General features: G+C 62.2%; 18 protein-coding genes. 3 read left to right on the top strand and 15 right to left on the bottom strand.

Annotated features, from left to right (window positions below; translation table 11 throughout):
- Positions 1-55 precede the first annotated feature (55 nt).
- From AC1VWL_RS13655 to AC1VWL_RS13635, 5 genes are all read right to left on the bottom strand, one after another.
- Entirely contained in the window at positions 56-1,147 is a 1,092-nt protein-coding gene (locus tag AC1VWL_RS13655; protein WP_482987050.1) for a PA0069 family radical SAM protein, read from the bottom strand.
- A 64-nt stretch (positions 1,148-1,211) separates the two neighbouring features.
- Positions 1,212-2,210 (bottom strand): HlyD family secretion protein, encoded by a 999-nt coding sequence (locus AC1VWL_RS13650; RefSeq protein WP_482987049.1) that lies wholly within the window; start codon positions 2,208-2,210, stop codon positions 1,212-1,214.
- A gap of 14 nt (positions 2,211-2,224) precedes the next feature.
- Complete coding sequence (locus tag AC1VWL_RS13645) at positions 2,225-2,434, bottom strand: DUF1656 domain-containing protein (RefSeq protein ID WP_282268358.1); 210 nt, start codon at positions 2,432-2,434, stop codon at positions 2,225-2,227.
- Positions 2,424-4,592 carry an FUSC family protein gene (locus AC1VWL_RS13640; protein ID WP_482987048.1) on the bottom strand — a complete coding sequence of 723 codons (2,169 nt, stop codon included), beginning with the start codon at positions 4,590-4,592 and terminating at the stop codon, positions 2,424-2,426. The genes AC1VWL_RS13645 and AC1VWL_RS13640 overlap by 11 nt, the downstream gene beginning before the upstream one ends.
- Positions 4,589-5,104 (bottom strand): MarR family winged helix-turn-helix transcriptional regulator, encoded by a 516-nt coding sequence (locus AC1VWL_RS13635; protein WP_296247358.1) that lies wholly within the window; start codon positions 5,102-5,104, stop codon positions 4,589-4,591. The genes AC1VWL_RS13640 and AC1VWL_RS13635 overlap by 4 nt, the downstream gene beginning before the upstream one ends.
- 261 nt (positions 5,105-5,365) lie before the next feature.
- On the opposite strand from AC1VWL_RS13635, the gene cls reads away from it, so the two are divergent.
- The 3 genes from cls to AC1VWL_RS13620 all read left to right on the top strand — a co-directional run bounded on the left by cls (position 5,366) and on the right by AC1VWL_RS13620 (position 8,081).
- A complete protein-coding gene (gene cls / locus AC1VWL_RS13630) occupies positions 5,366-6,826 on the top strand; it encodes a cardiolipin synthase (RefSeq protein ID WP_482987047.1) in 1,461 nt (486 codons plus the stop codon).
- Positions 6,827-7,002: 176 nt separating this feature from the next.
- Entirely contained in the window at positions 7,003-7,317 is a 315-nt protein-coding gene (locus AC1VWL_RS13625; RefSeq protein ID WP_481615120.1) for a hypothetical protein, read from the top strand.
- Positions 7,314-8,081: a pyridoxine 5'-phosphate synthase gene (locus AC1VWL_RS13620; protein ID WP_481615119.1), complete on the top strand. Its 768-nt coding sequence runs from the start codon at positions 7,314-7,316 to the stop codon at positions 8,079-8,081. The genes AC1VWL_RS13625 and AC1VWL_RS13620 overlap by 4 nt, the downstream gene beginning before the upstream one ends.
- Positions 8,082-9,078: 997 nt before the next feature.
- Here the strand turns inward: AC1VWL_RS13620 and AC1VWL_RS13615 are convergent.
- From AC1VWL_RS13615 to recF, 10 genes are all read right to left on the bottom strand, one after another.
- Entirely contained in the window at positions 9,079-9,243 is a 165-nt protein-coding gene (locus tag AC1VWL_RS13615; protein ID WP_482987046.1) for a hypothetical protein, read from the bottom strand.
- Between the two features lie 21 nt (positions 9,244-9,264).
- Positions 9,265-9,675, bottom strand: coding sequence for an ExbD/TolR family protein (locus AC1VWL_RS13610; protein WP_282268368.1), 411 nt, complete (start codon positions 9,673-9,675; stop codon positions 9,265-9,267).
- Positions 9,676-9,678: 3 nt separating this feature from the next.
- On the bottom strand, positions 9,679-10,104 hold the full coding sequence (locus AC1VWL_RS13605) for an ExbD/TolR family protein (RefSeq protein WP_282268370.1): 426 nt from the start codon (positions 10,102-10,104) through the stop codon (positions 9,679-9,681).
- A 47-nt stretch (positions 10,105-10,151) separates the two neighbouring features.
- Positions 10,152-10,895, bottom strand: coding sequence for a TonB-system energizer ExbB (exbB, locus tag AC1VWL_RS13600; RefSeq protein WP_057629874.1), 744 nt, complete (start codon positions 10,893-10,895; stop codon positions 10,152-10,154).
- 86 nt (positions 10,896-10,981) lie between these two features.
- Complete coding sequence (locus AC1VWL_RS13595) at positions 10,982-11,653, bottom strand: energy transducer TonB (RefSeq protein ID WP_481508234.1); 672 nt, start codon at positions 11,651-11,653, stop codon at positions 10,982-10,984.
- A 146-nt stretch (positions 11,654-11,799) separates the two neighbouring features.
- A complete protein-coding gene (locus AC1VWL_RS13590) occupies positions 11,800-12,984 on the bottom strand; it encodes a tetratricopeptide repeat protein (RefSeq protein ID WP_482987045.1) in 1,185 nt (394 codons plus the stop codon).
- A 131-nt stretch (positions 12,985-13,115) separates the two neighbouring features.
- Positions 13,116-13,922 (bottom strand): M48 family metallopeptidase, encoded by an 807-nt coding sequence (locus tag AC1VWL_RS13585; protein ID WP_481615116.1) that lies wholly within the window; start codon positions 13,920-13,922, stop codon positions 13,116-13,118.
- A gap of 70 nt (positions 13,923-13,992) precedes the next feature.
- On the bottom strand, positions 13,993-14,826 hold the full coding sequence (locus tag AC1VWL_RS13580; protein WP_296247342.1) for a CPBP family intramembrane glutamic endopeptidase: 834 nt from the start codon (positions 14,824-14,826) through the stop codon (positions 13,993-13,995).
- 70 nt (positions 14,827-14,896) lie between these two features.
- Positions 14,897-17,356, bottom strand: coding sequence for a DNA topoisomerase (ATP-hydrolyzing) subunit B (gene gyrB, locus AC1VWL_RS13575; protein ID WP_482987044.1), 2,460 nt, complete (start codon positions 17,354-17,356; stop codon positions 14,897-14,899).
- Between the two features lie 109 nt (positions 17,357-17,465).
- Positions 17,466-18,566, bottom strand: a complete 1,101-nt coding sequence (gene recF / locus AC1VWL_RS13570) for a DNA replication/repair protein RecF (protein WP_482987043.1) — start codon at positions 18,564-18,566, stop codon at positions 17,466-17,468.
- Positions 18,567-19,635 lie beyond the last annotated feature (1,069 nt).

Raw genomic sequence — 19,635 nt, 5'->3', positions numbered from 1 at the left:
CTCCCACAAGTGACATTGTCTGCTGCCGAGCATGGCTCGGCACTACAGGTGGGGCTTAGAACAATTCGCCCTGCAGCGATGGCTTCTTCGGCGGCAGCGGTGCAATGAACTTGCTGCAGTCCAGCCACGGCCATTGCTGGCGCGATGCGTTGAAATCCAGACGCTTGCTGGCCAGCTTGAAGCGATTTGCCAGCAGGTCGGCATACACACCCTCGCCACGCATGCGCTTGCCGAACTGGCTGTCGTAATCCTTGCCGCCACGCAACTGGTTGATGGTGCTCATCACGTGCTCCGCGCGCTGTGGATAGTGCGCATCCAGCCAATCGCGGAACAGCAGCGCAACTTCGTAGGGCAGGCGCAGCAACACGTAACCGGCGCTGCTGGCGCCGGCATCGCGTGAGGCTTCCAGCACCGATTCCAGTTCGGCGTCGTTGATCCACGGAATGACCGGCGCAACCATCACGCCGACCGGAATACCTGCATCACTCAACCTCCGCATCGCACGTAGCCGTGCATGCGGTGCCGACGCACGCGGCTCGAGCTTGGCTGACAGATGCGGGTCCAGTGAGGTCACCGAGAAATGCACACTGACCAGTTGCTGCTCGGCCAAAGGCGCGAGCAGATCCATGTCGCGCTCGACCAGCGCGTTCTTGGTGATCAAGGAAAAAGGATGCCGGGTTTCCTGCATTACCTCGATCAGCTGGCGGGTGATACCCAGCTTGCGCTCGATTGGCTGATACGCATCGGTGTTGATGCCCAAGGCAATTGGCTGCGGCACATAGCCGGGCTTGGACAACTCGCGCCGCAACACTTCGGCAGCGTTGGTCTTGGCGAAGATCTTGGTTTCGAAATCCAGCCCCGGCGACAGGTTCAGATAGGCATGCGTCGGCCGCGCGAAACAGTAGGAGCATCCGTGCTCACAACCGCGATACGGATTGACCGATTGGCTGAAGCCCACGTCCGGCGAGTTGTTACGGCTGATGATGCTGCGCGCGGTTTCCGGGCGCACGTCGGTACGCAGCTTTCCGGCCGCGAATTCCTCGCTCTCATCAACCGCCCAGCCGTCATCGACGGCTTCGCTGGTCTGGGTTTCGAAACGGCCGGGCAGGTAGGTGCTGGCACCGCGGCCCTTGATCAGGGTAGGCATGCGCCTACCCTAACGCCGGCTTGTCGCAGGATGTGCGACAAGCCGTATTCACCCGACGCCTGCTTCAGCCAGCCTTGGGCTTGATCACCAAAGTGGCGCTCATGCCGGCGCTGAGCACGGCATCGGCCGGTACCGACTGCGGATCGATGCTGACCCGCACCGGCACGCGCTGCGCCAGCCGCACCCAGTTGAACGTCGGTTCGACCTCGGCCAGCAGGTTGCTGCTGGTGGGGCCCGCCGCATCGGCGATGCCGGTGGCGATGCCTTCGACCTTGCCCTGCAGGTGCACGCCACCGGCCATCAGGCGGATATCCACGGCATCACCGCGGTGGATTTTCGGCAGCTTGGTTTCCTCGAAGTAGCCATACACCCACATGCCTTCACTGGCGACCAGCGCCATCCGTGCCTGGCCGGCAGCGGCGTAGTCGCCTACGCGTACGTCGAGGTTGGTGATGGTGCCGTCAGCGCTTGCGCGCACTTCGGTGCGGGCCAGTTCAAGCTGCGCCTGCTGCAGCGTCACCCGCGCCTGTTGCAGGGCGGCACTGGCCTGTTGGCTGCTGGCGCTTGCGGCATGCGCACTGGCCTGTGCCTGCTTCCAGCTGGCCTGTGCGGCCTGCGCCACCGCGCGGGCATCGGCCTGGGATTCGCGCGAGACGATGCCGTCGAGCTGGGCGCGCCGTTGTGCCTGTTCCTGCCGCATCCGGAACTCGGCCTGGCTGGCACTGGCACCGGCGCTGGCGGCTGAGATCGATGCGCCGGCCGCGCGTGCAGCGGCTTCGGCAGCCTGCAGATCGGCTTCGGCCTTGGCCACCGCCAGTGCATAACGGTCACGGTCGATGACGAACAGCAGTTCGCCTTTCTTGACCAACTGGTTGTCATGCACAGCCACCTCGGTGACCAGGCCGGACACATCCGGCGCTATGCGCACCACTTCCGCACGCAGGCGCGCATCGCGCGTCCACGGGGTAAGCATGTATTGGTGCCAGACCACGTAGGCAAGCACTGCAGCCAGCAGTACCACCACCGTGGTGACACCGCCTCGTATCAGGCTGGCGGTTTTCATCGGTACATCCTCGATCAGGAAAAGTGCGGCAGGAACAACAACAAGGCCAGGCAGTAAACGCTGGCAAACAGGGCAACGCGCACCAGCGAGGGGTGCAGCGCGCGGCGGTACAGGCCAACCCGGCCCAGGCCGTAATCCAGCAGGCCGAACACCGGCAACAACAGCACCACCAGCACCAGCGCGCCGGGGAAATAGATGTCGCCGATGGAAACTTCAAACGGCATGGCGGGCCTCCTTCAGGCGTTGCTGGCGGCGCGAGCGCTGCACATAGGCGGCCAGCACCGAGGCGCTGTCGTCCAGGCTCATCCGCAGCAGATACAGGTGATCACGCACGGCGCGCAGCGCCTGCGGTTGTGCGCCGACCAGTTCATCCAGTGCGGCATCCACGCTGGCCTTGGCATCGCGCAGGGTGCGCGCTTGCGGTTGGCGGTAGAGCTGGCCAAGCAGCGCCAGCGCCGTCTCAATCTGTGCGTGCAGCGTGGCTGGCAGTTGTTGCTCGGCCAGATCGTGGCGAAGGTCGATCGCACAATGCCCGGCTTCATGCACCAGCAAGGCCCACTCGAACAATTGCCGTGACGGCCGGCTGCCCGGTGCGGTGCGGCTGGCCACCTGCTGGAACAGTTCGCGGCTGACGCTTTCGAACTTCGGCAGCAGGCCGGGCAAGGGCGCGCTTACCGCCAACTGCACCTGCGCACGCAGGCGTTCCAGCAGGCGTCGCTGGCGTTGTTTGCTGCCAGGCAGACCTGGCACCAGCATGAACACACCGGTGGCGATGAAGGCGCCAACTGCCAGCGTCAGCGAGTTGTCCAGATAGGTCTGTGCGCTGGGGTGAAAATGCGGGCCCATGTTCCACGAGACCAGGATGCCGACGTTCAAGGCCATGCCGGTCACCGCGAAACGCGGCCGGGTGGAGATGTACAGCGAGGCGATCATCGATGGCAGGGTCAGCAGCACCAGCATCGGGAAGTTCGATGCCAGCGCCATGGCGATGAAGCCAGGCAGTGCGAAGAAGGGAGCGATCACGTGGCCGATGGTGGCGCGCCGCACTACCCACAACGGGTCTGGTGCCGCCGAAGACATCGCCACCAACGCCGCCATGCCGAACACCGCCAAGCCGCCCTGGTTCCAGCTGCTGCTCAACCACAGCAGCGACAAGGCCAGCATCACCACGAAGCAACGCACGCCGGCCAGGGCAATCGCATACCAGTCGTTGGCGCGGGTGAAGCGCACTTTGCTCAAACGCGGCGCGCGTGCGCGCAGGCGGCCGTTGCCGGTTTCCATCCGTGCCTTGGCGCCCAGATAGGCCTGCAGCTCTTCGGCGAAACGACGCACCAGCAAGGTGCTGGCGTCGAAACCGGCTTGCAGGTCCATCGGCAATGCGCGCCTTTCGCGGGCAAACACGCCGTCGAGTTGTCCACACCAATGCTGCAAGGCCTTGGCCAGGGCCGGCACGTCATCGCGCAGCGCGCTGTCGTCCAGCAGCTGCGACAGCGGCTTCAGGCTTGCCCGTATCGCCGCGAGCAGGGCTTCGTCCTTGCTGCGGTGCAGGCGATCGATATGGTGGTGCAGTGCCTGGAAGCGCGAGGTGGCCGCCATGAAGTGCTGGTTGATCAGCTTCAGCTGGCCGTTGTTGCTGCGCAGGATGGGGTCGTCGAACCAGGCCATGGCACGCAGGTCTTCGAAGTTGATCGCGCCTTGCACCACCCGGCTCTGGGTGCGCTCGATCACTTCAAAGCCGTGCAGGCGGCCGCCGATCGCATCGGCGACGAAGCCAAGGAAGTCGTTGAGGTTGCCGTCATCGGCCGCGCGCAGGCCGGCACGCAGGCGGTTGGGCCACAGCACGTCGAACACCACACTGCTTACCGCCATGCCGAGCAGCACCTCGCCGGTGCGCTCCAGCGCGCTGTTGAGGATGTTCTGCGGGTGGTTGAGCACCGGGAACACGATCATCGCCACGGTGTAGCCGGACAGCACGAAGCCATAGGACGCCATGCCGCGGCTCCACACCGAGCCACCGGCACAGAAGCCGGCCCACAAGGCCATCACCGTCACCAAGGCAACCGGGCTTTGCGGGAACAGCGACACCATCAGCACCGCCATCGCACAGCCCACCACGGTACCAACGCCGCGGTAGAAGGCCTTGGCCAGCACCATGCCGGTATTGCGGTTCATCACCACCAGCACGGTGATCATCGCCGTGCCAGGCGAACTCATGCCCAGCCGCATCGCGATCCAGCCGGACAGGTACAAGGCCACCAGCACCTTGCCGATGTAGGCCCACACCGCGCGTTCGCCGCTCATGGCCTGGGCGAAGGCGTGCAGCCAGGTGTTGTCGTGGGAGCTGGGCGCGCCCGGCGTGTACTCAGCCGGTCGGGTGCTCATGGTTGTTGTTCCAAGCCCATCAGGATGCGGGTCAGCACGGTTTCGGTGTGGCGCAGTTCGGCCGGCTCGACGCCGCTGAAGAAGCGCTGCAGCTGCTGGATCACCGCCGGCATCACCTGCTCGATCAGCTGCTCGCCGGCCGGGCTCAATCGCACCACCAGCTTGCGCCGGTCCTCGTCGCTGGGCTCACGGCTGACCAGACCCTTGGCCAGCAGCTGGTCGATCAGGCGGGTGACGTTGGAGGACTTCTCGCTGGCGGCCTCGCTGATCTCCGACGGGCTCAGGCCCTGCTCGGAGCCGTCCAGCATCATCAGCACGTTGTATTCCGGATGGGAGATGCCGTATTCGCGCATCAGCTGGTTGCCGTGGTCGCAGAACAGCTTGTGCACCAGCTTGATAAGCCGCGCCAACATGGCCTGGTCGCGCGGGAAACCGGGGTGGCGGGCACTGCTGATCGCCAGCTTCTGATCGATGCTGGCGTAGCCCCCGGCGGCGGGAATGGGTTTGTCCATCTCGGTATATTACATTTATGTATTAAATGATGCAACGCACAAACTGAAGCTCGCCTTTGTGGGAGCGGCGTCAGCCGCGTAGCTGACATTTCCGCCGTGCAAAGTGCATACCCGATTCCATGGCTGCCGAACGCTTTCGACGCCGGGTCCAGCGGTGGCTTCGCGGCTGACGCCGCTCCCACAACAATGAGGCGAGGGGTGCCGCCGCCCGGCAGGTGCGCAGCGGCCCCTGGCGTCATCAGCCATGGCTAGAATCGGAGGATGCGCGAAGCCCTCCAAGACCTGTGGACAAGTCTGTCCAGCATTCCCCACGTCGCCCAGATCCTGGCCGCCGCCTATGTCACCTATCTGCTGGTGCTGGCCTGCTACATCGTGCTGCAGAAGCGCGAGCCGGTCGCCACCCTGAGCTGGATCCTGTCGCTGGCGGCGCTGCCGTATATCGGCCTGTTCGTGTTCTACCTGTTCGGGCCGCAGAAGATCGTGCGCCAGCGCCTGCGCCGCGGTCGTTCGCGCGAGGGGATGAGCACCTATGACGCAGTGTGTCCGCCCGATGCCAACTGCACCGAGCTGGCGCGGGTAGGGCAGGCCACCACCGGGCTGTCGCCTAGCACCGCGACCGACGTCGACTGGTTGCTGGATGGGGCGGCGACCTATGCCGCCATCATCGACGCCATTGGCAAGGCGCGCCGCCACGTCAACCTGGAGTACTACATCTTCGAACCGGACCATGCCGGCACCGCCATGCGCGACGCGCTGGTGGAACGCGCCCGCGCTGGCATCAAGGTGCGCTTGCTGCTGGATGCGGTGGGGTCGTCGAAAGTCGGCCGGACGTTCCTGCGGCCGCTGCTCGATGCCGGCGCCGAGGTTTCCTGGTTCCATCCACGCCAGCTGCTCAAGCCACTGAAGCGGCCTTGGCTGAACATGCGCACCCACCGCAAGCTGGTGGTGGTGGACGGCGAGGTCGTCTTCACCGGCGGCATCAACGTCACCGACGAGGAAGACGACAGCCGTAACCCGAATGCGTATCGCGACCTGCACATGCGCATCCGCGGCCAGGTTGTCCACAGCCTGCAGCTGGTGTTCCTCGAAGACTGGATCTACGCCACCGAACAGGGTCCGGAGCTGTTCGAGCGCGGCGACCTGTTCCCGGCCGATGTGCCTACCCGCGCGCAGGGCAGCATCGATGCGCAGGTGCTGGTGTCCGGCCCGGATTCGGCCTGGGAGCCCATCCATCGCCTGCACGTCGCCGCCATCCAGGAGGCCAAGCGCCGCGTCTGGCTGGTGACGCCGTATTTCGTTCCCGGCGAGGCGGCGCGCATGGCGCTGACCTCGGCTGCACTCGGTGGCCTTGACGTGCGCCTGATGGTTCCGAAGCAAAGCGATTCCAGGTTCGTGACGCTGGCCGCGCGCTCCTATTTCGATGAGCTGCTGGAAGCCGGCGTGCGCATCTTCGAGTACGGCCCGCGCATGCTGCACAGCAAGGCCTTCATCGCCGATGACGACACCTGCATCGTCGGCACCGCCAACTTCGACCACCGCAGTTTCCGGCTCAATTTCGAGCTGTCGATGATGTACACCGACCTCAAGCTCACCGGCGAACTCGAAGCCATCCTGCGGGCCGAATTCGACAGTGCCGAGGAAGTGCAGTTGCTCCGCGATCGATCGCTGTGGCGCAAGCGCCTGCCGGAGGCCTTCGCGCGCCTGGCGTCGCCATTGCTATAGGGCAGGGCCGCCGGCAAGGCGCTGCACGACTTGATTCGGGCCGAAATACCCTGAATGAAGTCCGCTTGTTTCGCTGAACCTACCGGCTGTCCGGTACAGCGGCCAAACCCCTGTCCATGCATGGAATCGGTGCTGCCAGCGCCGTTACACTGCACGCCTCTGACAGGGAGATCGTCATGTACTGGCTGTTTCTATTGCTCGCGCTTGGCGCGTTCCTGCTTGCCTTTTCCACCACCCACAGCTGGCTGCTGGTGCTTGCCCTGCTGGCTGCATTGGTTTTTCTGCTGCTGTGGGTAAAGGGACTGTACGTCGCACGCTTTGGCGGCGTGAGTTCGGAGCCGCGTCCCCTGCATGCCGCTGAACTGCAGGCGCTGCGTGCACAGCTGCAGGCCAAGGCCGATCCCACTGCTGCGGCACCGGTTACTCCGATCGTGCAGCCACCTGCCAGTCCCTCGGCCACTGCCGGCGACCGCGAGCTGCCGCAGCCATGACGGTGCTCAGCGTCAACGTCAACAAGATCGCGGTGCTGCGTAATTCGCGCGGCGGCAATGATCCGGATGTGGTGCGGGCAGCAATGACCTGCCTGCGCGCGGGCGCCCATGGCATCACCGTGCACCCGCGTCCGGACCAGCGTCACATCCGCGCTGGCGACGTGCTGATGCTGTCTGCACTCACTCAGCAACACGGGGTGGAATTCAATATCGAAGGCAATCCGTTCGCACCGGCGCGCGAGGGCTACCCCGGCCTGCTTGAGTTGTGCGAACAGACCCGTCCGGCGCAGGCAACGTTGGTGCCCGATAGCGATGGCCAGCTCACTTCCGACCACGGTTTCGACTTCAGCCGTGATGGCGAGCGTCTGCGGCCCTTGATCGCCACGCTGAAATCCCTGGGTTGCCGGGTCAGCCTGTTCGTGGATGCCGGCAACCCTGACATTGCCCAGGCCGCCGTGCTCGGGGCCGATCGCGTCGAGTTATACACAGGTCCCTACGCCGAAGCGCATGCAGCAGGAGACCCTTGGGAATCCCTGGCGCTGTTCGCCGATGCCGCCCGCCGCGCCCAGGCCGCAGGCTTGGGCGTCAATGCCGGCCATGACCTGTCGCAGACGAATCTGACCGCGTTTCTGGCCCACGTTCCGAACGTGCTGGAAGTGTCCATCGGCCACGCCCTGATCAGCGAAGCCTTGTATACCGGGCTGGAAGCAAGCGTGGCGGGCTATCTCGCAGCCATTGCCGAAGCCGAAGACCTGCGCAGGTAAGCCAGGCACCAGCTCTCTCAAAAACGCCGCGGCTGGCAGCAGTCGCCCGCTGTTTCCAGGCCAACCCGTTGTGCCAACCGGTCTGACCAAAGCAACGGCAGCACGCCAGACCGGCTCGGCAGTGGTTGGGTGAAATTGCATCCACACACTTATCCACATACGTTTGCACAGCGTTTCGTAGGGACCTGCCTGAACCACTCAGCGTTGTGGATAAGCTGAAAACGCCGTTGCCAAGCAATCCAGCGCCAGGCTTGCATTGACTCCGGACGGGGGTTTATCCACAGGCTACAGACCGGCTCTGGAAGTGCTGCAGGCGACCTGTTGTAGCCGGTCATCCCAGTCGACGTACACAGACCTTCATCAGGCCCAGGCAGCGCCGCGCGTGCTGGGGTCTACTCCAGTGCTCACCAGACGGGCTCTGGACTACTCCTCAGATTCCGGATTTTCAGCGAAATTGACAGAGTTTTTTGTCTTTTTCGTGCCAATTTTCCGCCCTTGACTGCGCACCAAACTGTGCCTGGCAACGGCTCGCTACCAAACTACCGAGTTTTGAGCATGGGCGCTGCGCAGTCGCCCGCGCACGAATTGCACCCGCCAGATCGTCTGGCAGGCCGCGTTATCTGCGGAATGCGATGGTTATCCACACGGCGCGTTACAGAGGGGCAGGGCGGGGTTGCATCCGGCGCACCGACCGCTCCCATTCGATTTATCCACAGTGCCGAAGGAGCATTCGCGGTCGCCCCGTGATCAGTGGGCGATCGGTTTCCACGTGGATCACGTCTGAGTAATCCACAGGCTGGTTGCGGACTTCATTCAAGTCCCACGCCACTGCAGGCGTCCATCCACAGGCAACTGTGGGTAAGTCGCTGCGACGACGCGCAAGGCGGAGGTTGGGGCGCCGGATCGCAACAATCCCCGGGCCGCGCGGCGTAGAGCGCGGCTGGGTGCAGCCCTTCTGCTCTTCCTGGGTTCCGATATGCGTCGGTCAGCCACTGGATCAGTTCTGATCCGCATCAGCATGGCCCCGCCGCCCGGCACAGGAATCTTCGGCGAACAGCGTGGCAATGGTTGGCAAGCTGCGCTTCTTACTCCCTGGACGGGAGCGGGACTTGATGGCATAAAAAAACGCCCCCGCAAGGAGGGCGTTTTCCAGTCGCGTCATGACTTGGTGTTGCAGTATTGCTTACTGCACGAAGCCAATCTTCTTCATCTGAGCGTTCTTCGCCTGGGCCAGGATCTTGGCCATGACGTCGTACTCGGAATCCGGGCTTGCTTCGATGCGAAGTTCCGGCTGGTTGGTCGGATCCTTCTGTACTTCTTCTTCCATCTTCTGCTGCAGGTCGCCCACGTTCACCGGACTATTGTTCCAGTAAACCTGGTTGCTGGCGTCGACGCGGAGGTCGATCGGCGGCGGCGGCTCACGCAGCTGCGGCGGCGGGTTGATCACACGCTGCGGCAGATCCACGGCGATCGGGTACGTCATGATCGGCGCGGTCACGATGAAGATGATCAGCAGAACCAGCATCACGTCCACGAGGGGCGTGACGTTGATGTCGGCCATTGGGCCCCTGTTTCCACCACTACTGAATGCCATGGCTTATTGCCCCTTTTCTTTGGTGGCAACGAAACCGACGTCCAGCATGCCCTGGCCCTGCGCGATCTTGGTGACCTCGTTGATCACCTTCATCTTGGTGGTCTTGTCACCACGCAGATTCAGCGGCGGCTGCGGCGTCTGCTGGGCAGCAGTCGCGAAACGCGACTCCAAGGTCTCCTTCGAGACCTCTTCGTCGTTCCAGTAGAGCTTGCCGTCTTCCTTGACCGCCACCGTAATCGGATTCTTGCGATCAGGCGCATCTTCCGGGTTCTGGATCAGGTTGGCTTCCGGCAACTCCACCTTGACCTTGTGGGACATCAGGGGAGCCGTGATGATGAAGATGATCAGCAGCACCAGCATCACGTCCACGAGGGGAGTGACGTTGATGTCGGCCATTGGGCCGCTGCTGTTACCACTACTGAAAGCCATAACGGGCTCCGTCTATATCGTTGCGAAGACTTACTCGACGTACCGGATTAGCGAACGCGCGAACCGGTGGCGAAGAAGTCGTGCAGATCGTGAGCGAAGGTGTCGAACTTGCTGACAGTCGCGCTGTTGATCTTGCTGAAGAAGTTGAAGGCGAACACGGCCGGGATAGCCACGAACAGACCGATCGCGGTCATGATCAGTGCTTCACCCACCGGGCCGGCAACGGCGTCGATCGAGGCCGAACCAGTTGCACCGATCTTGATCAGCGCGCCGTAGATGCCCCACACGGTACCCAGCAGACCCACGAACGGAGCGGTTGCACCGACGGTGGCCAGCAGGATCATGCCGCCCTGCAGCTTGTTGGATTCGCGGGTCACGGCCTGACGCAGGGCGCGGTCAACGAATTCCGAACGGCTCAGGGTTTCCGAAGCACCAGCCTGCTGGTGGTGGGCTGCAGCCTGGGCTGCGTCCAGAGCGATCTTGGAGAACGGCTCCGAAGCCGGCTGCTCTTCCATGGCGCGGATGGCGTCCTGTGCGTTCGGGGCATCCCAGAACTGCGACGGCACGCGATCAGCAGCCGACTTCAGGCGAGCGGTGCGGAAGATGTTGATGACGGTCCAGTACCAGGACATGGCCGACATGATCACCAGGGTCAACAGAACAACCCAGGAGACGGCGAAGTCGCCCGGCTTGGTGGTCATTTCGTGGATCAGATGCTCGAAGCCCATCTGCGAGAGAGCGTTGTTTGCGTTGCCCCCGGCAGCAGCGGCGATGAAAATTTCCTGCAGCATGACGCTTACCTTTGTTGTGTGTGGTGTTAAAGGGTGTAGCTAATGTTGACCTGACCTGGTGGCGGCTATCAAAGCCGCCCCCTGGATCAGCTCAGCGCAAAGTTGACCGGGACGCGGACGCGACCAGCTGCCTTCGATCCACCGCTCTGGGCGGGGTTGAACTTCCACTTACGCGCCGCTTCCATTGCAGCTCGGTCGAGGTCGCGGTTGCGGCTGGACTTCTCGACAGACACATTGGTGACGTTGCCGCTGGCATCGACATCAATGATCAGGATGACCTCGCCCTGGATACCGGCACGGAATGCAGCCGGCGGGTAACGCGGCGGGTTCATGGCCTTGGACGAGATGTCGACGCTGGCCTGGATATCAACCGGCGGTGACGGCGGCGTCGGCGGCGACGGCGGCGTGACCACGTCGTTCGGACGCGGTTCCGGCACGTCGATCACCGGTGCTTCCGGCGGCGGCGGCAGCGGCGATTGCTTCGGCGGCGCCAGGTTCTTTACCGGCGGCGGCGGGGTGTCCTGCGGCGGCGGCGGCGGCGGCGGCGGCGGTGGCGGCGGCGGAGCGTCGACCAACGTCACCATGACGTTGCGTTCCTTCTCCGCAGCTGCCTTGGGGGCAACGGCCGGGATCAGGAGCATCATCAGGGCTGCGAGATGCAGTGCGATTACAAATGCGATACCCGCGATACGCGGCCAGCTCAGGCCCGTTTCTTTCTGGGTGTCATACCTGTGGTGGAAGACCAGTTGTTCCGTCATGCGCCAAGAACTCTTTAGTGGGGTCGGGGTGGTGGTGTGAAGCCACCCCTGATTCAGCGGTGCATGACACCGCAGGAACCTCCAAGCTTATACCAATCCTGACCAGCTGCGCATCTAAATTGCAGCCGTTCAGGCGTTATTCCTGCTTACTTCAGGTTGATGATTTTGTTTGCATCTGCCGGGTTTTTGACACCCTTGGCCAATGCGTCACGCGCTGCCTGCTTGGCTTCCGGAATGCGCCCTTCCGAGTGCAGGACCTTGGCCAGGTTCAGGTAGGTTTCACCGTCCTTGGACAGCGGGGCCGCGTTCTTCCAGGCGTCGATCGCCTGCGGCACCTGCTCGGTGTAGTAGTACGACTGCGCCAGCGCCAGGTAGGTCTGGTAATCCGGCTTGAGGATGCCCTTGGAGATACCCTCGTTGATCACCGCAATGACGTCCCGTTCCTTGTTGTCGGTGTTGGCGTAGATCGAGTACAGCTGCTTGTACTCGCGCTCTTCCGTGAGCTGTCCGGCCGCGCGCAGCTTGTCCATCACTGCGGCAGCCTGTTCCATCTGATCGGCCTGCATGTACATGCTGGCCAGGTTGAGCTGGGCCTTCTTGTCGGCCGGGTTCTTGGCCGCCAGCGCCTCTGCTTCCTTTACTGCCTCACCGGTCTGGCCGGCTTCGGAGTAGGCCGCCATCAGCAGCTGGTTCCAGTTGTCCTTCGGCTCGGGCGTGGCAGCGATGGCCGCCTTCAGCACCGGGATAGCCTCGGCATACTTTTCGCTCTGGTACAGCGCCTGGCCCTTGATGATCAGTTCTTCGGGCTTGTTCGACTTCGACTCGGCGAAGTATTTGTCCAGGTTGGCCAGGCCTTCCACCAGCTGGTCATCCTGCAACTGCAGCTGGGCCAGCATCAACATCGCCTGGTAGTGGCCGTTGTTGTCCAGCTGGTTCAGCGCGATGGCCTGCTGCAGGTACTGCTTGGCAGCGGCGTTGTCATCAAGGTTGTAAGCACCCTGCGACGCCAGCTGGTTGGCAACGGCCTTGTCGTAATCGTTGGCATCCGACGACGCGATGATCTCATCGGCCAGGGTGCGGGTCTCCGCGAATTCCTGCTTGTTGTAGGCAGCGAACAGCTTGTTGAGCTTGCTGCCCATCTTCGAAGAGGCCTTGCCCTTCGGCTCCACGCGGGTGGCTTCCGGGAACATTACTTCAGCCTTGGCGCTGTCCTTGCTGCCCCGACGCTCGGACGAGCGCGACTGCGCCGCAGCGTCAGCGACGACAACACCGCCCAATGCAGTGGCGATGAGGATGGAGAGCACGGCGTGCTTTTGGCTGCGGAAGATCATGTTTCACCTCGAAGGGGCCGCCGGGGCGGTAGAAATTCAAACTGTCGGAACGGGACCGAGCACGCAAACGTATCAGAAATTATTTGACGGAGAAATCACTTCTGATGGTGTACTGCAGCATTTTCCTACAACTAACCACAGCGCGGGACTACACCGGAACGCCTAGCCTGCTGAAATACAGGCTCCAACGCAGGTGTGTCACGTTGCAACTCACGGATACGGTTGGCCGGGTCTGGATGGGTGGAAAGCCACTGCGGGGAGCGATTTCCGCTGGCTGCCATCATGTTCTGCCATAGATTCACAGCTTGCGAGGGGTCAAACCCGGCCTGTGCCATCAGACGTTGCCCCACCACATCAGCCTCACTTTCCTGAGTTCGCGAACCGGGCAGCAGGATCAGGCCTTGTGCGCCCATGCCTCCGAACTGGTTGACGGCGCTGGCGGCGGTATCCCCGTAGGCCGCGCCAGCCAGCGCGCCGAGGATGCCCAAGCCCATCTGCGTACCCTGCTGTCGCGTAAGCCGCTCTTCGTGATGACGCGAGATCACATGGCCGATTTCATGGCCGATCACCGCCGCCAGCTGATCCTGGTTCTTTGCCACGGTGAAGATGCCGGTATTCACCCCAACCTTGCCGCCAGGCAGGGCAAAGGCGTTGGGTTCCTTGTCGACGAATACTGCGGTTTCCCACCGTACGCCATGGTATTGCTGCGGCAGCTGCGCCACCAAGGCATTGACCACGCATTGCACGTAGGCGTTCTGTTTGGCATCACGGTTGAGAGTCTGCTTGGCCTTGGTTTCTGCAAAGGCCTGTGCGCCGAGCTGATCCAACTGCTGCTGCGAAATGCCACCTATGACCTGACGTCGCCCGGTAGGCGAGGTGGTGGTGGCGCATGCGCTGAGCAACAGCGCGGCAACTACGGCTAGTCCGACAGCTTTCATCCGGGATCCCCTCGTTCACGTCTGCAGTGTGCGAGTGTCTTGCTTAATTTTTCGTCAACCGCTGGTGGCTTTATTGCGTACCGAACAGCACCATCGCCGCCAAGGCGACCGCGTTGTTCAGCGCATGGGCGATTACCGCCGCCCACAGCGTTCCTGTCCTGCGATAAACCCATGCAAACGCAGCGCCCATGCCGCCGTATATCAACCACAGCTGCAGCATCGCCGGGAAGCTGTTGGGGCTGGTGCCGGGGATCTCGTGCACCAGGGCAAATGCCAAGCTGCTGAGTACGATGCCCAACAGGGGACGGTTGGCGGCCCACAGGCGTCCGAACAACACGCGACGGAACAGTAATTCTTCGTAAGCCGGCGCCAACACCACCGCGAAGACGATCAGGAACAGTGGGTATTGCGCCCACGCCTGCTGCATCAGCAACAGGTTGGTTGGTACCGGCTCCACGCCCATCTGCTTGGCGATCCAGCCAATCCCGCTGCTGCCGAGAAAAACACCGGTAGCGACAACTGCGATCCAACCCCAGGTCGATGCACGGCGCATGGCCTGATGTGATTGCGCACGCTCAGCCGGAGTGGCGCGACGGCGCAGGAAGTAAAGCAGCAATGCCGCACCACCGGTGGATACCAGTGCAATCAGCATCTGCGGCAAGGCACCGGGCGTGCCCAAAGCGGTTGCCAGCTCTGCTGCTGCCGGCGCCGCACCATCGCGCGCAGCCTGCATGCCAACTTCGACACCACGCCACAACGCCCACACCAGACCGCCCAGCACACTCAGGAACAACAGCGTGGCAATGCCGATCAACAGATCCAGGGCAAAGCCGAGCAGCGGCGAACCAGGTTTGGAGAGGGCAGGGGAAGACGAGGAGAGCGGTACGTCGGGAAGAGTGGACATCGCGGACCTGGCAGTGGCTCGATGGAAAGTGGGCGCCGTTGCCGGCGCCCACACTGACGGTTGCGCTGGATCAGATATCCAGGTTGGTTACCTTCAGCGCATTGCTCTCGATGAAATCACGACGCGGTTCCACCACATCGCCCATCAAGGTGCTGAAGATCTGATCGGCTTCAACAGCGTCTTCGATGCGGACCTGCAATAGACGGCGCGTATCCGGGTTCACCGTGGTGTCCCACAGCTGCTCGGGGTTCATTTCACCCAGGCCCTTGAAGCGCTGGATCTGGCGGCCCTTCTTGGCCTCTTCCATCAACCAGGCCTGGGCCTGCGCGAAACCGGTGATCTCGGCAGACTTGTTACCGCGGTTGATGGTGGCGCCTTCGCGTACCAGCCCATGCAGCAACTGCGATGCCACGTGCAGCTGACGCAGTTCGCCGGATTCAAATGCAGCCAGCGGCAGCACCTGGGTGTGTTCCTCACCCATGTGACGACGGGTGACCAGCACCGCAGCCGGACGCTGCTCATTCGGTTCCTGCAGGACCAGGCTGAAACGCGGCGTGCCCAGGCTGCCCTGGTTCAGGCGCTTGGCCAATGCCGCCAGGCCTTCGTTCTCGCCGGCGCTGCGCAGGTGCTCAAGATCCATCGGAGTGAAATCGACCAGCGTTTCCAGCAGGCTGCGGTCATAGCGGTGCGCGTTGCGGTTGATGGTTTCCTGCGCGGCAGCGTAGGTCATCAACAGCTTTTCCAGGGCCACGCCCTCGATCGGCGGCTCGCCAGCAGCCGGAATCAGCGCCGCGTTTTCCACGGCGTTATTGGCCAGATACGCATCCAGCGCCGGGTCATCCTTCAGGTACAACTCGGTCTTGCCCTGCTTGATCTTGTACAGCGGCGGCAGGCCGATATACACAAAGCCACGCTCGATCAGCTCCGGCATCTGCCGATAGAAGAACGTCAACAGCAGCGTACGGATGTGCGCGCCGTCGACGTCGGCGTCGGTCATGATGATGATCTTGTGGTAACGCAGCTTGTCCGGGTTGTACTCATCGCGGCCGATGCCGGTGCCCAGTGCGGTGATCAGGGTACCGACCTGGTCGGAGGACAGCATGCGGTCGAAACGGGCACGTTCCACGTTGAGGATCTTGCCGCGCAAGGGCAGCACCGCCTGGTTCTTGCGGTTGCGACCCTGCTTGGCCGAGCCACCTGCCGAGTCACCCTCGACGATGAACAGTTCGGACAGCGCAGGATCCTTTTCCTGGCAATCGGCCAGTTTGCCCGGCAGACCGGCGATATCCAGTGCGCCCTTGCGGCGGGTCAGGTCGCGGGCCTTGCGCGCGGCTTCGCGGGCACGGGCTGCGTCGACGATCTTGCCGGCAATGGCCTTGGCTTCGTTCGGGTTTTCCTGCAGGAACTCTTCGAGCTTGGCGCCGAAGGTGCTTTCCACCGCCGGCTTGACGTCGGAGCTGACCAGCTTTTCCTTGGTCTGGCTGGAGAAGCTCGGGTCCGGCACCTTCACCGACAACACTGCGATCATGCCTTCGCGCATGTCGTCGCCGGTGAAGCTGATCTTGGCCTGCTTGGCGATGCCGCTCTGCTCGATGTAGTTGTTGAGCGTGCGGGTCAACGCGGCGCGGAAGCCGGCAAGGTGGGTACCGCCGTCCTTCTGCGGGATGTTGTTGGTGAAGCAGTACATCGTTTCCTGGTAGGAATCGGTCCACTGCAGCGCAACCTCGACCACGATGCCATTGGCTTCGCCGGTTACCGCGATGACATTCGGGTGCAGCGGGGTCTTCACCTGCGCCAGGTGCTCCACGAAGCTCTTGATGCCACCTTCGTAGTGGTAATCGTCGCGACGGCCTTCGCCGCGCTCATCCACCAAGGTGATGTTGACACCAGAATTCAGGAAGGACAGCTCGCGCAGACGACGGGCCAGAATCTCGTAGTGGAATTCGACGTTACCGTGGAATGCCGTCACCGACGGCCAGAAGCGCAGCATGGTGCCGCGGCGATCACTGGTTTCCAGCTGCTTGAGCGGAGTAACCGCGGCGCCGTCGGCGTATTCCTGCTGGTAGTGGAAGCCACCCTGGTAGATATCCAGCAGCAGCTTCTGCGACAGCGCATTGACCACGCTGACGCCGACGCCGTGCAGGCCGCCAGAAACCTTGTAGCTGTTGTCGTCGAACTTGCCGCCTGCATGCAGGACCGTCATCACCACTTCGGCAGCGGAGACTTCGCGATCGAGCTTCTGGCTCATCTGCGCATGCTTGCCGACCGGGATACCACGGCCGTTATCCGACACCGACACCGAACCATCGGCATGGATGGTGACCAGCACGTTGTCGGCATGACCGGCGAGGGCTTCATCGATGGAGTTATCGACAACCTCGAACACCATGTGGTGCAGGCCAGTGCCGTCATGGACGTCGCCGATGTACATACCGGGACGCTTGCGAACAGCCTCCAAGCCTTCCAATGCGGTGATGCTGTTGGCGTCGTAATTGCCGTTGTTGACCGGGGTGTTCTGTTCTTCGCTCATTGCGCTTGCCGTAGGCTCCGCAGGTCATGCGCCATTCCGTGGAACGGGCATGAGAGATAGGGGATGACGTTCCGATTATACCTGCCGGGGGAATTTCCGCCCTGAAGGCTCAACTCACGGCATTGATGGTGCCATGTTCCACGTGGAACACAGCCGCCGGACTCAGTTCTGCTTGCAGCGCAGCGGGCGTTTCGGTTGTGGTGATGAATATCTGTGCAGGCGTTGCAGCCAGATACTGCAGAACGCGGTGTTGGTGATTGCGATCCAGCTCCGAACCCAAGTCATCCAGGGCGATTACCGGCCATTCGCCACGTTGGCTGGCGTAATCGTCGGCTTGCCCGAGCAGGCAGGCCAGGGCGGTGAGTTTGGCTTGCCCGCGGGATAGCGCATCACGGCCGGGAATCTGCGTGAAACCAACGCTCCAATCGGCCCGATGCGGGCCAACCGAGGTATAGCCAACGCTACGGTCGCGCTCGCGGGCCAGCAACAGGGCATCGCCCAGCGACATTTCGTGCCGGCGCCAGCCTGGCTGCAGTTCCAGGGTACTCATCTGCAGGCCTGGAGCCAGATCTGCAGCGATTGCGACCGCTCGATCCTGCAAACGCTCCAGGTAGTGCTGGCGACGAGAGGTCAGGGGAGTGCCCGCCTCAGCAAGCTCCCAATCCCAGGCATCCAGCTGTTTGCCAGGGGCGCCCATCTTCAACAGCGCATTACGCTGCTTCAAGGCCCGCGTGTAACGCCGCCAGAGGGGAAGAAAGTCAGGTTCCACGTGGAACAATCCCCAATCGATGAAGCGCCGACGGGGTTCACTGCCGCCACTGACCAAGGCATGGCTGCCCGGTTCGAAGGTAACAACGGCCAGCGCAGCGCAGAGATTGCCCAGTTGCGCCACGTCTTCGCCGTCCAAACGGCCTTTCCAGACCTGTCCGCTGTGCCGCAACCCTGCCCGACGCGTTGAGACGCCGAGTTCTGCGTCGCTACGCTCCTGCCATTCAACGAAAACATCCAGATTCTCAGCGCCTTTCTGCACCAGCCCGTCCCGGACCCGGCCTCGGAAGCTACGGCCATAGGCCATCAGGTGCAGGGCTTCCAGCACGCTGGTCTTGCCCGCGCCATTGGCGCCGGTAATCAGGTTGATTCCTGGACGGGGAGCCAGTTCCACCGAATCGAACCGACGCACGCGGTTCAAGGCAACACGGACGATATGCATTGACGCTCGAAAGAAAGCACGACGCCAGCACGGGACGCGTGGCAGGCCATGCGCAGCTTAATGCATCCGCAAACTTTGAGCAGGCCCGATCAACAGAGCAGATGCGTTGGCTGGACCTATGCCGGTCTGTGCCACGTGGAACATGCAGGATTTCTTCAAATCTGAGTGATGAGCAGGGCAGCAGCTCTGCAGATTTCACGAAAACATGCTGCTTTTGAGGAATGTATAGGTTCGGGCACAAACCCTGTGTATAAGTGGGGCAATCTGTGGATAAAATTGGCCTTATAAGCCCACCTCGCCCTTATCCACAGATATCCACAGGCTTGAAGCCCTGTTTTACAGGGGGTTTCAAGGCCAATAAGGCAATGTAAAACAAGCACTTAAGGTAGTTTTACATAAAATCTGCTCCTACCATCACCACCAAGCTTTTGATTTATTCTCAGATTTAAAGCATAGAGCTGAGAAAACAGGCAACCAGGAAGGGCAAAAAACCAGAGCTGTGAATCTTTGAATTCAGGGTGCTGGGATCCAGCTGCAGGCTTCAGATTTCAAGAAATCCTAGGTCGATCTGAGCTGCCTGCCCCGTCCGCTTTTCTCGTCCTTTAGAGATCCTCCGGAAAGGGTGCTGATTTCTTGAATTCTGATCGGCCGATCAAGGTCGCGGGCCACGGATTTCACGGTTTGAACTGCTCGCTTTGATCTGCGAGCCGAGCGCTGGACGGGTTTCGGGCGTGACGGTCCGAAGCATCAAGGAATTTAACCTGCTGATCTTCGATCAGGTCGGGTAAGGCGAATGTTCAACGACATCCAGCTCGGTCATGCCCACCAACGCAGCCAGGCAGGGAGGGAGTCCTGCAGATCAAAGCCCTTCCGCTAAGCGCTGAAGCGATCGTCCAGATAGAAAACCAAGTGCACGGATCTCAGTGAGCTCCGGAGACAGTGGCAAGAGCGATCGGTATGAGCTGGGACCAGATTGTCTGGGCTCTGCTACCGGAATCAGCACTTGGCACGCTAGCTGAAGGAAATCGCGAGACTCGCATCAGCCCAAGATCTGCCACCACGTCGTTGC

The sequence above is a fragment of the Stenotrophomonas sp. STEN063 genome (genome assembly GCF_056854515.1).
The sequence above is the reverse complement of the archived record's forward strand: the minus strand, read 5'-3'. Positions and strand labels throughout refer to the sequence as shown.

Excerpts from the sequence above, each read along its gene's own strand:
- gyrB (WP_482987044.1), bottom strand. The coding sequence starts at position 17,356 with ATGAGCGAAGAACAGAACACCCCGGTCAACAACGGCAATTACGACGCC.
- AC1VWL_RS13650 (WP_482987049.1), bottom strand. The coding sequence starts at position 2,210 with ATGAAAACCGCCAGCCTGATACGAGGCGGTGTCACCACGGTGGTGGTA.
- AC1VWL_RS13605 (WP_282268370.1), bottom strand. The coding sequence starts at position 10,104 with ATGGCTTTCAGTAGTGGTAACAGCAGCGGCCCAATGGCCGACATCAAC.
- AC1VWL_RS13625 (WP_481615120.1), top strand. The coding sequence starts at position 7,003 with ATGTACTGGCTGTTTCTATTGCTCGCGCTTGGCGCGTTCCTGCTTGCC.
- AC1VWL_RS13590 (WP_482987045.1), bottom strand. The coding sequence starts at position 12,984 with ATGATCTTCCGCAGCCAAAAGCACGCCGTGCTCTCCATCCTCATCGCC.
- AC1VWL_RS13615 (WP_482987046.1), bottom strand. The coding sequence starts at position 9,243 with ATGACGCGACTGGAAAACGCCCTCCTTGCGGGGGCGTTTTTTTATGCC.
- recF (WP_482987043.1), bottom strand. The coding sequence starts at position 18,566 with ATGCATATCGTCCGTGTTGCCTTGAACCGCGTGCGTCGGTTCGATTCG.
- cls (WP_482987047.1), top strand. The coding sequence starts at position 5,366 with ATGCGCGAAGCCCTCCAAGACCTGTGGACAAGTCTGTCCAGCATTCCC.
- exbB (WP_057629874.1), bottom strand. The coding sequence starts at position 10,895 with ATGCTGCAGGAAATTTTCATCGCCGCTGCTGCCGGGGGCAACGCAAAC.
- AC1VWL_RS13595 (WP_481508234.1), bottom strand. The coding sequence starts at position 11,653 with ATGACGGAACAACTGGTCTTCCACCACAGGTATGACACCCAGAAAGAA.
- AC1VWL_RS13610 (WP_282268368.1), bottom strand. The coding sequence starts at position 9,675 with ATGGCATTCAGTAGTGGTGGAAACAGGGGCCCAATGGCCGACATCAAC.
- AC1VWL_RS13620 (WP_481615119.1), top strand. The coding sequence starts at position 7,314 with ATGACGGTGCTCAGCGTCAACGTCAACAAGATCGCGGTGCTGCGTAAT.
- AC1VWL_RS13645 (WP_282268358.1), bottom strand. The coding sequence starts at position 2,434 with ATGCCGTTTGAAGTTTCCATCGGCGACATCTATTTCCCCGGCGCGCTG.
- AC1VWL_RS13585 (WP_481615116.1), bottom strand. The coding sequence starts at position 13,922 with ATGAAAGCTGTCGGACTAGCCGTAGTTGCCGCGCTGTTGCTCAGCGCA.
- AC1VWL_RS13655 (WP_482987050.1), bottom strand. The coding sequence starts at position 1,147 with ATGCCTACCCTGATCAAGGGCCGCGGTGCCAGCACCTACCTGCCCGGC.
- AC1VWL_RS13635 (WP_296247358.1), bottom strand. The coding sequence starts at position 5,104 with ATGGACAAACCCATTCCCGCCGCCGGGGGCTACGCCAGCATCGATCAG.
- AC1VWL_RS13640 (WP_482987048.1), bottom strand. The coding sequence starts at position 4,592 with ATGAGCACCCGACCGGCTGAGTACACGCCGGGCGCGCCCAGCTCCCAC.
- AC1VWL_RS13580 (WP_296247342.1), bottom strand. The coding sequence starts at position 14,826 with ATGTCCACTCTTCCCGACGTACCGCTCTCCTCGTCTTCCCCTGCCCTC.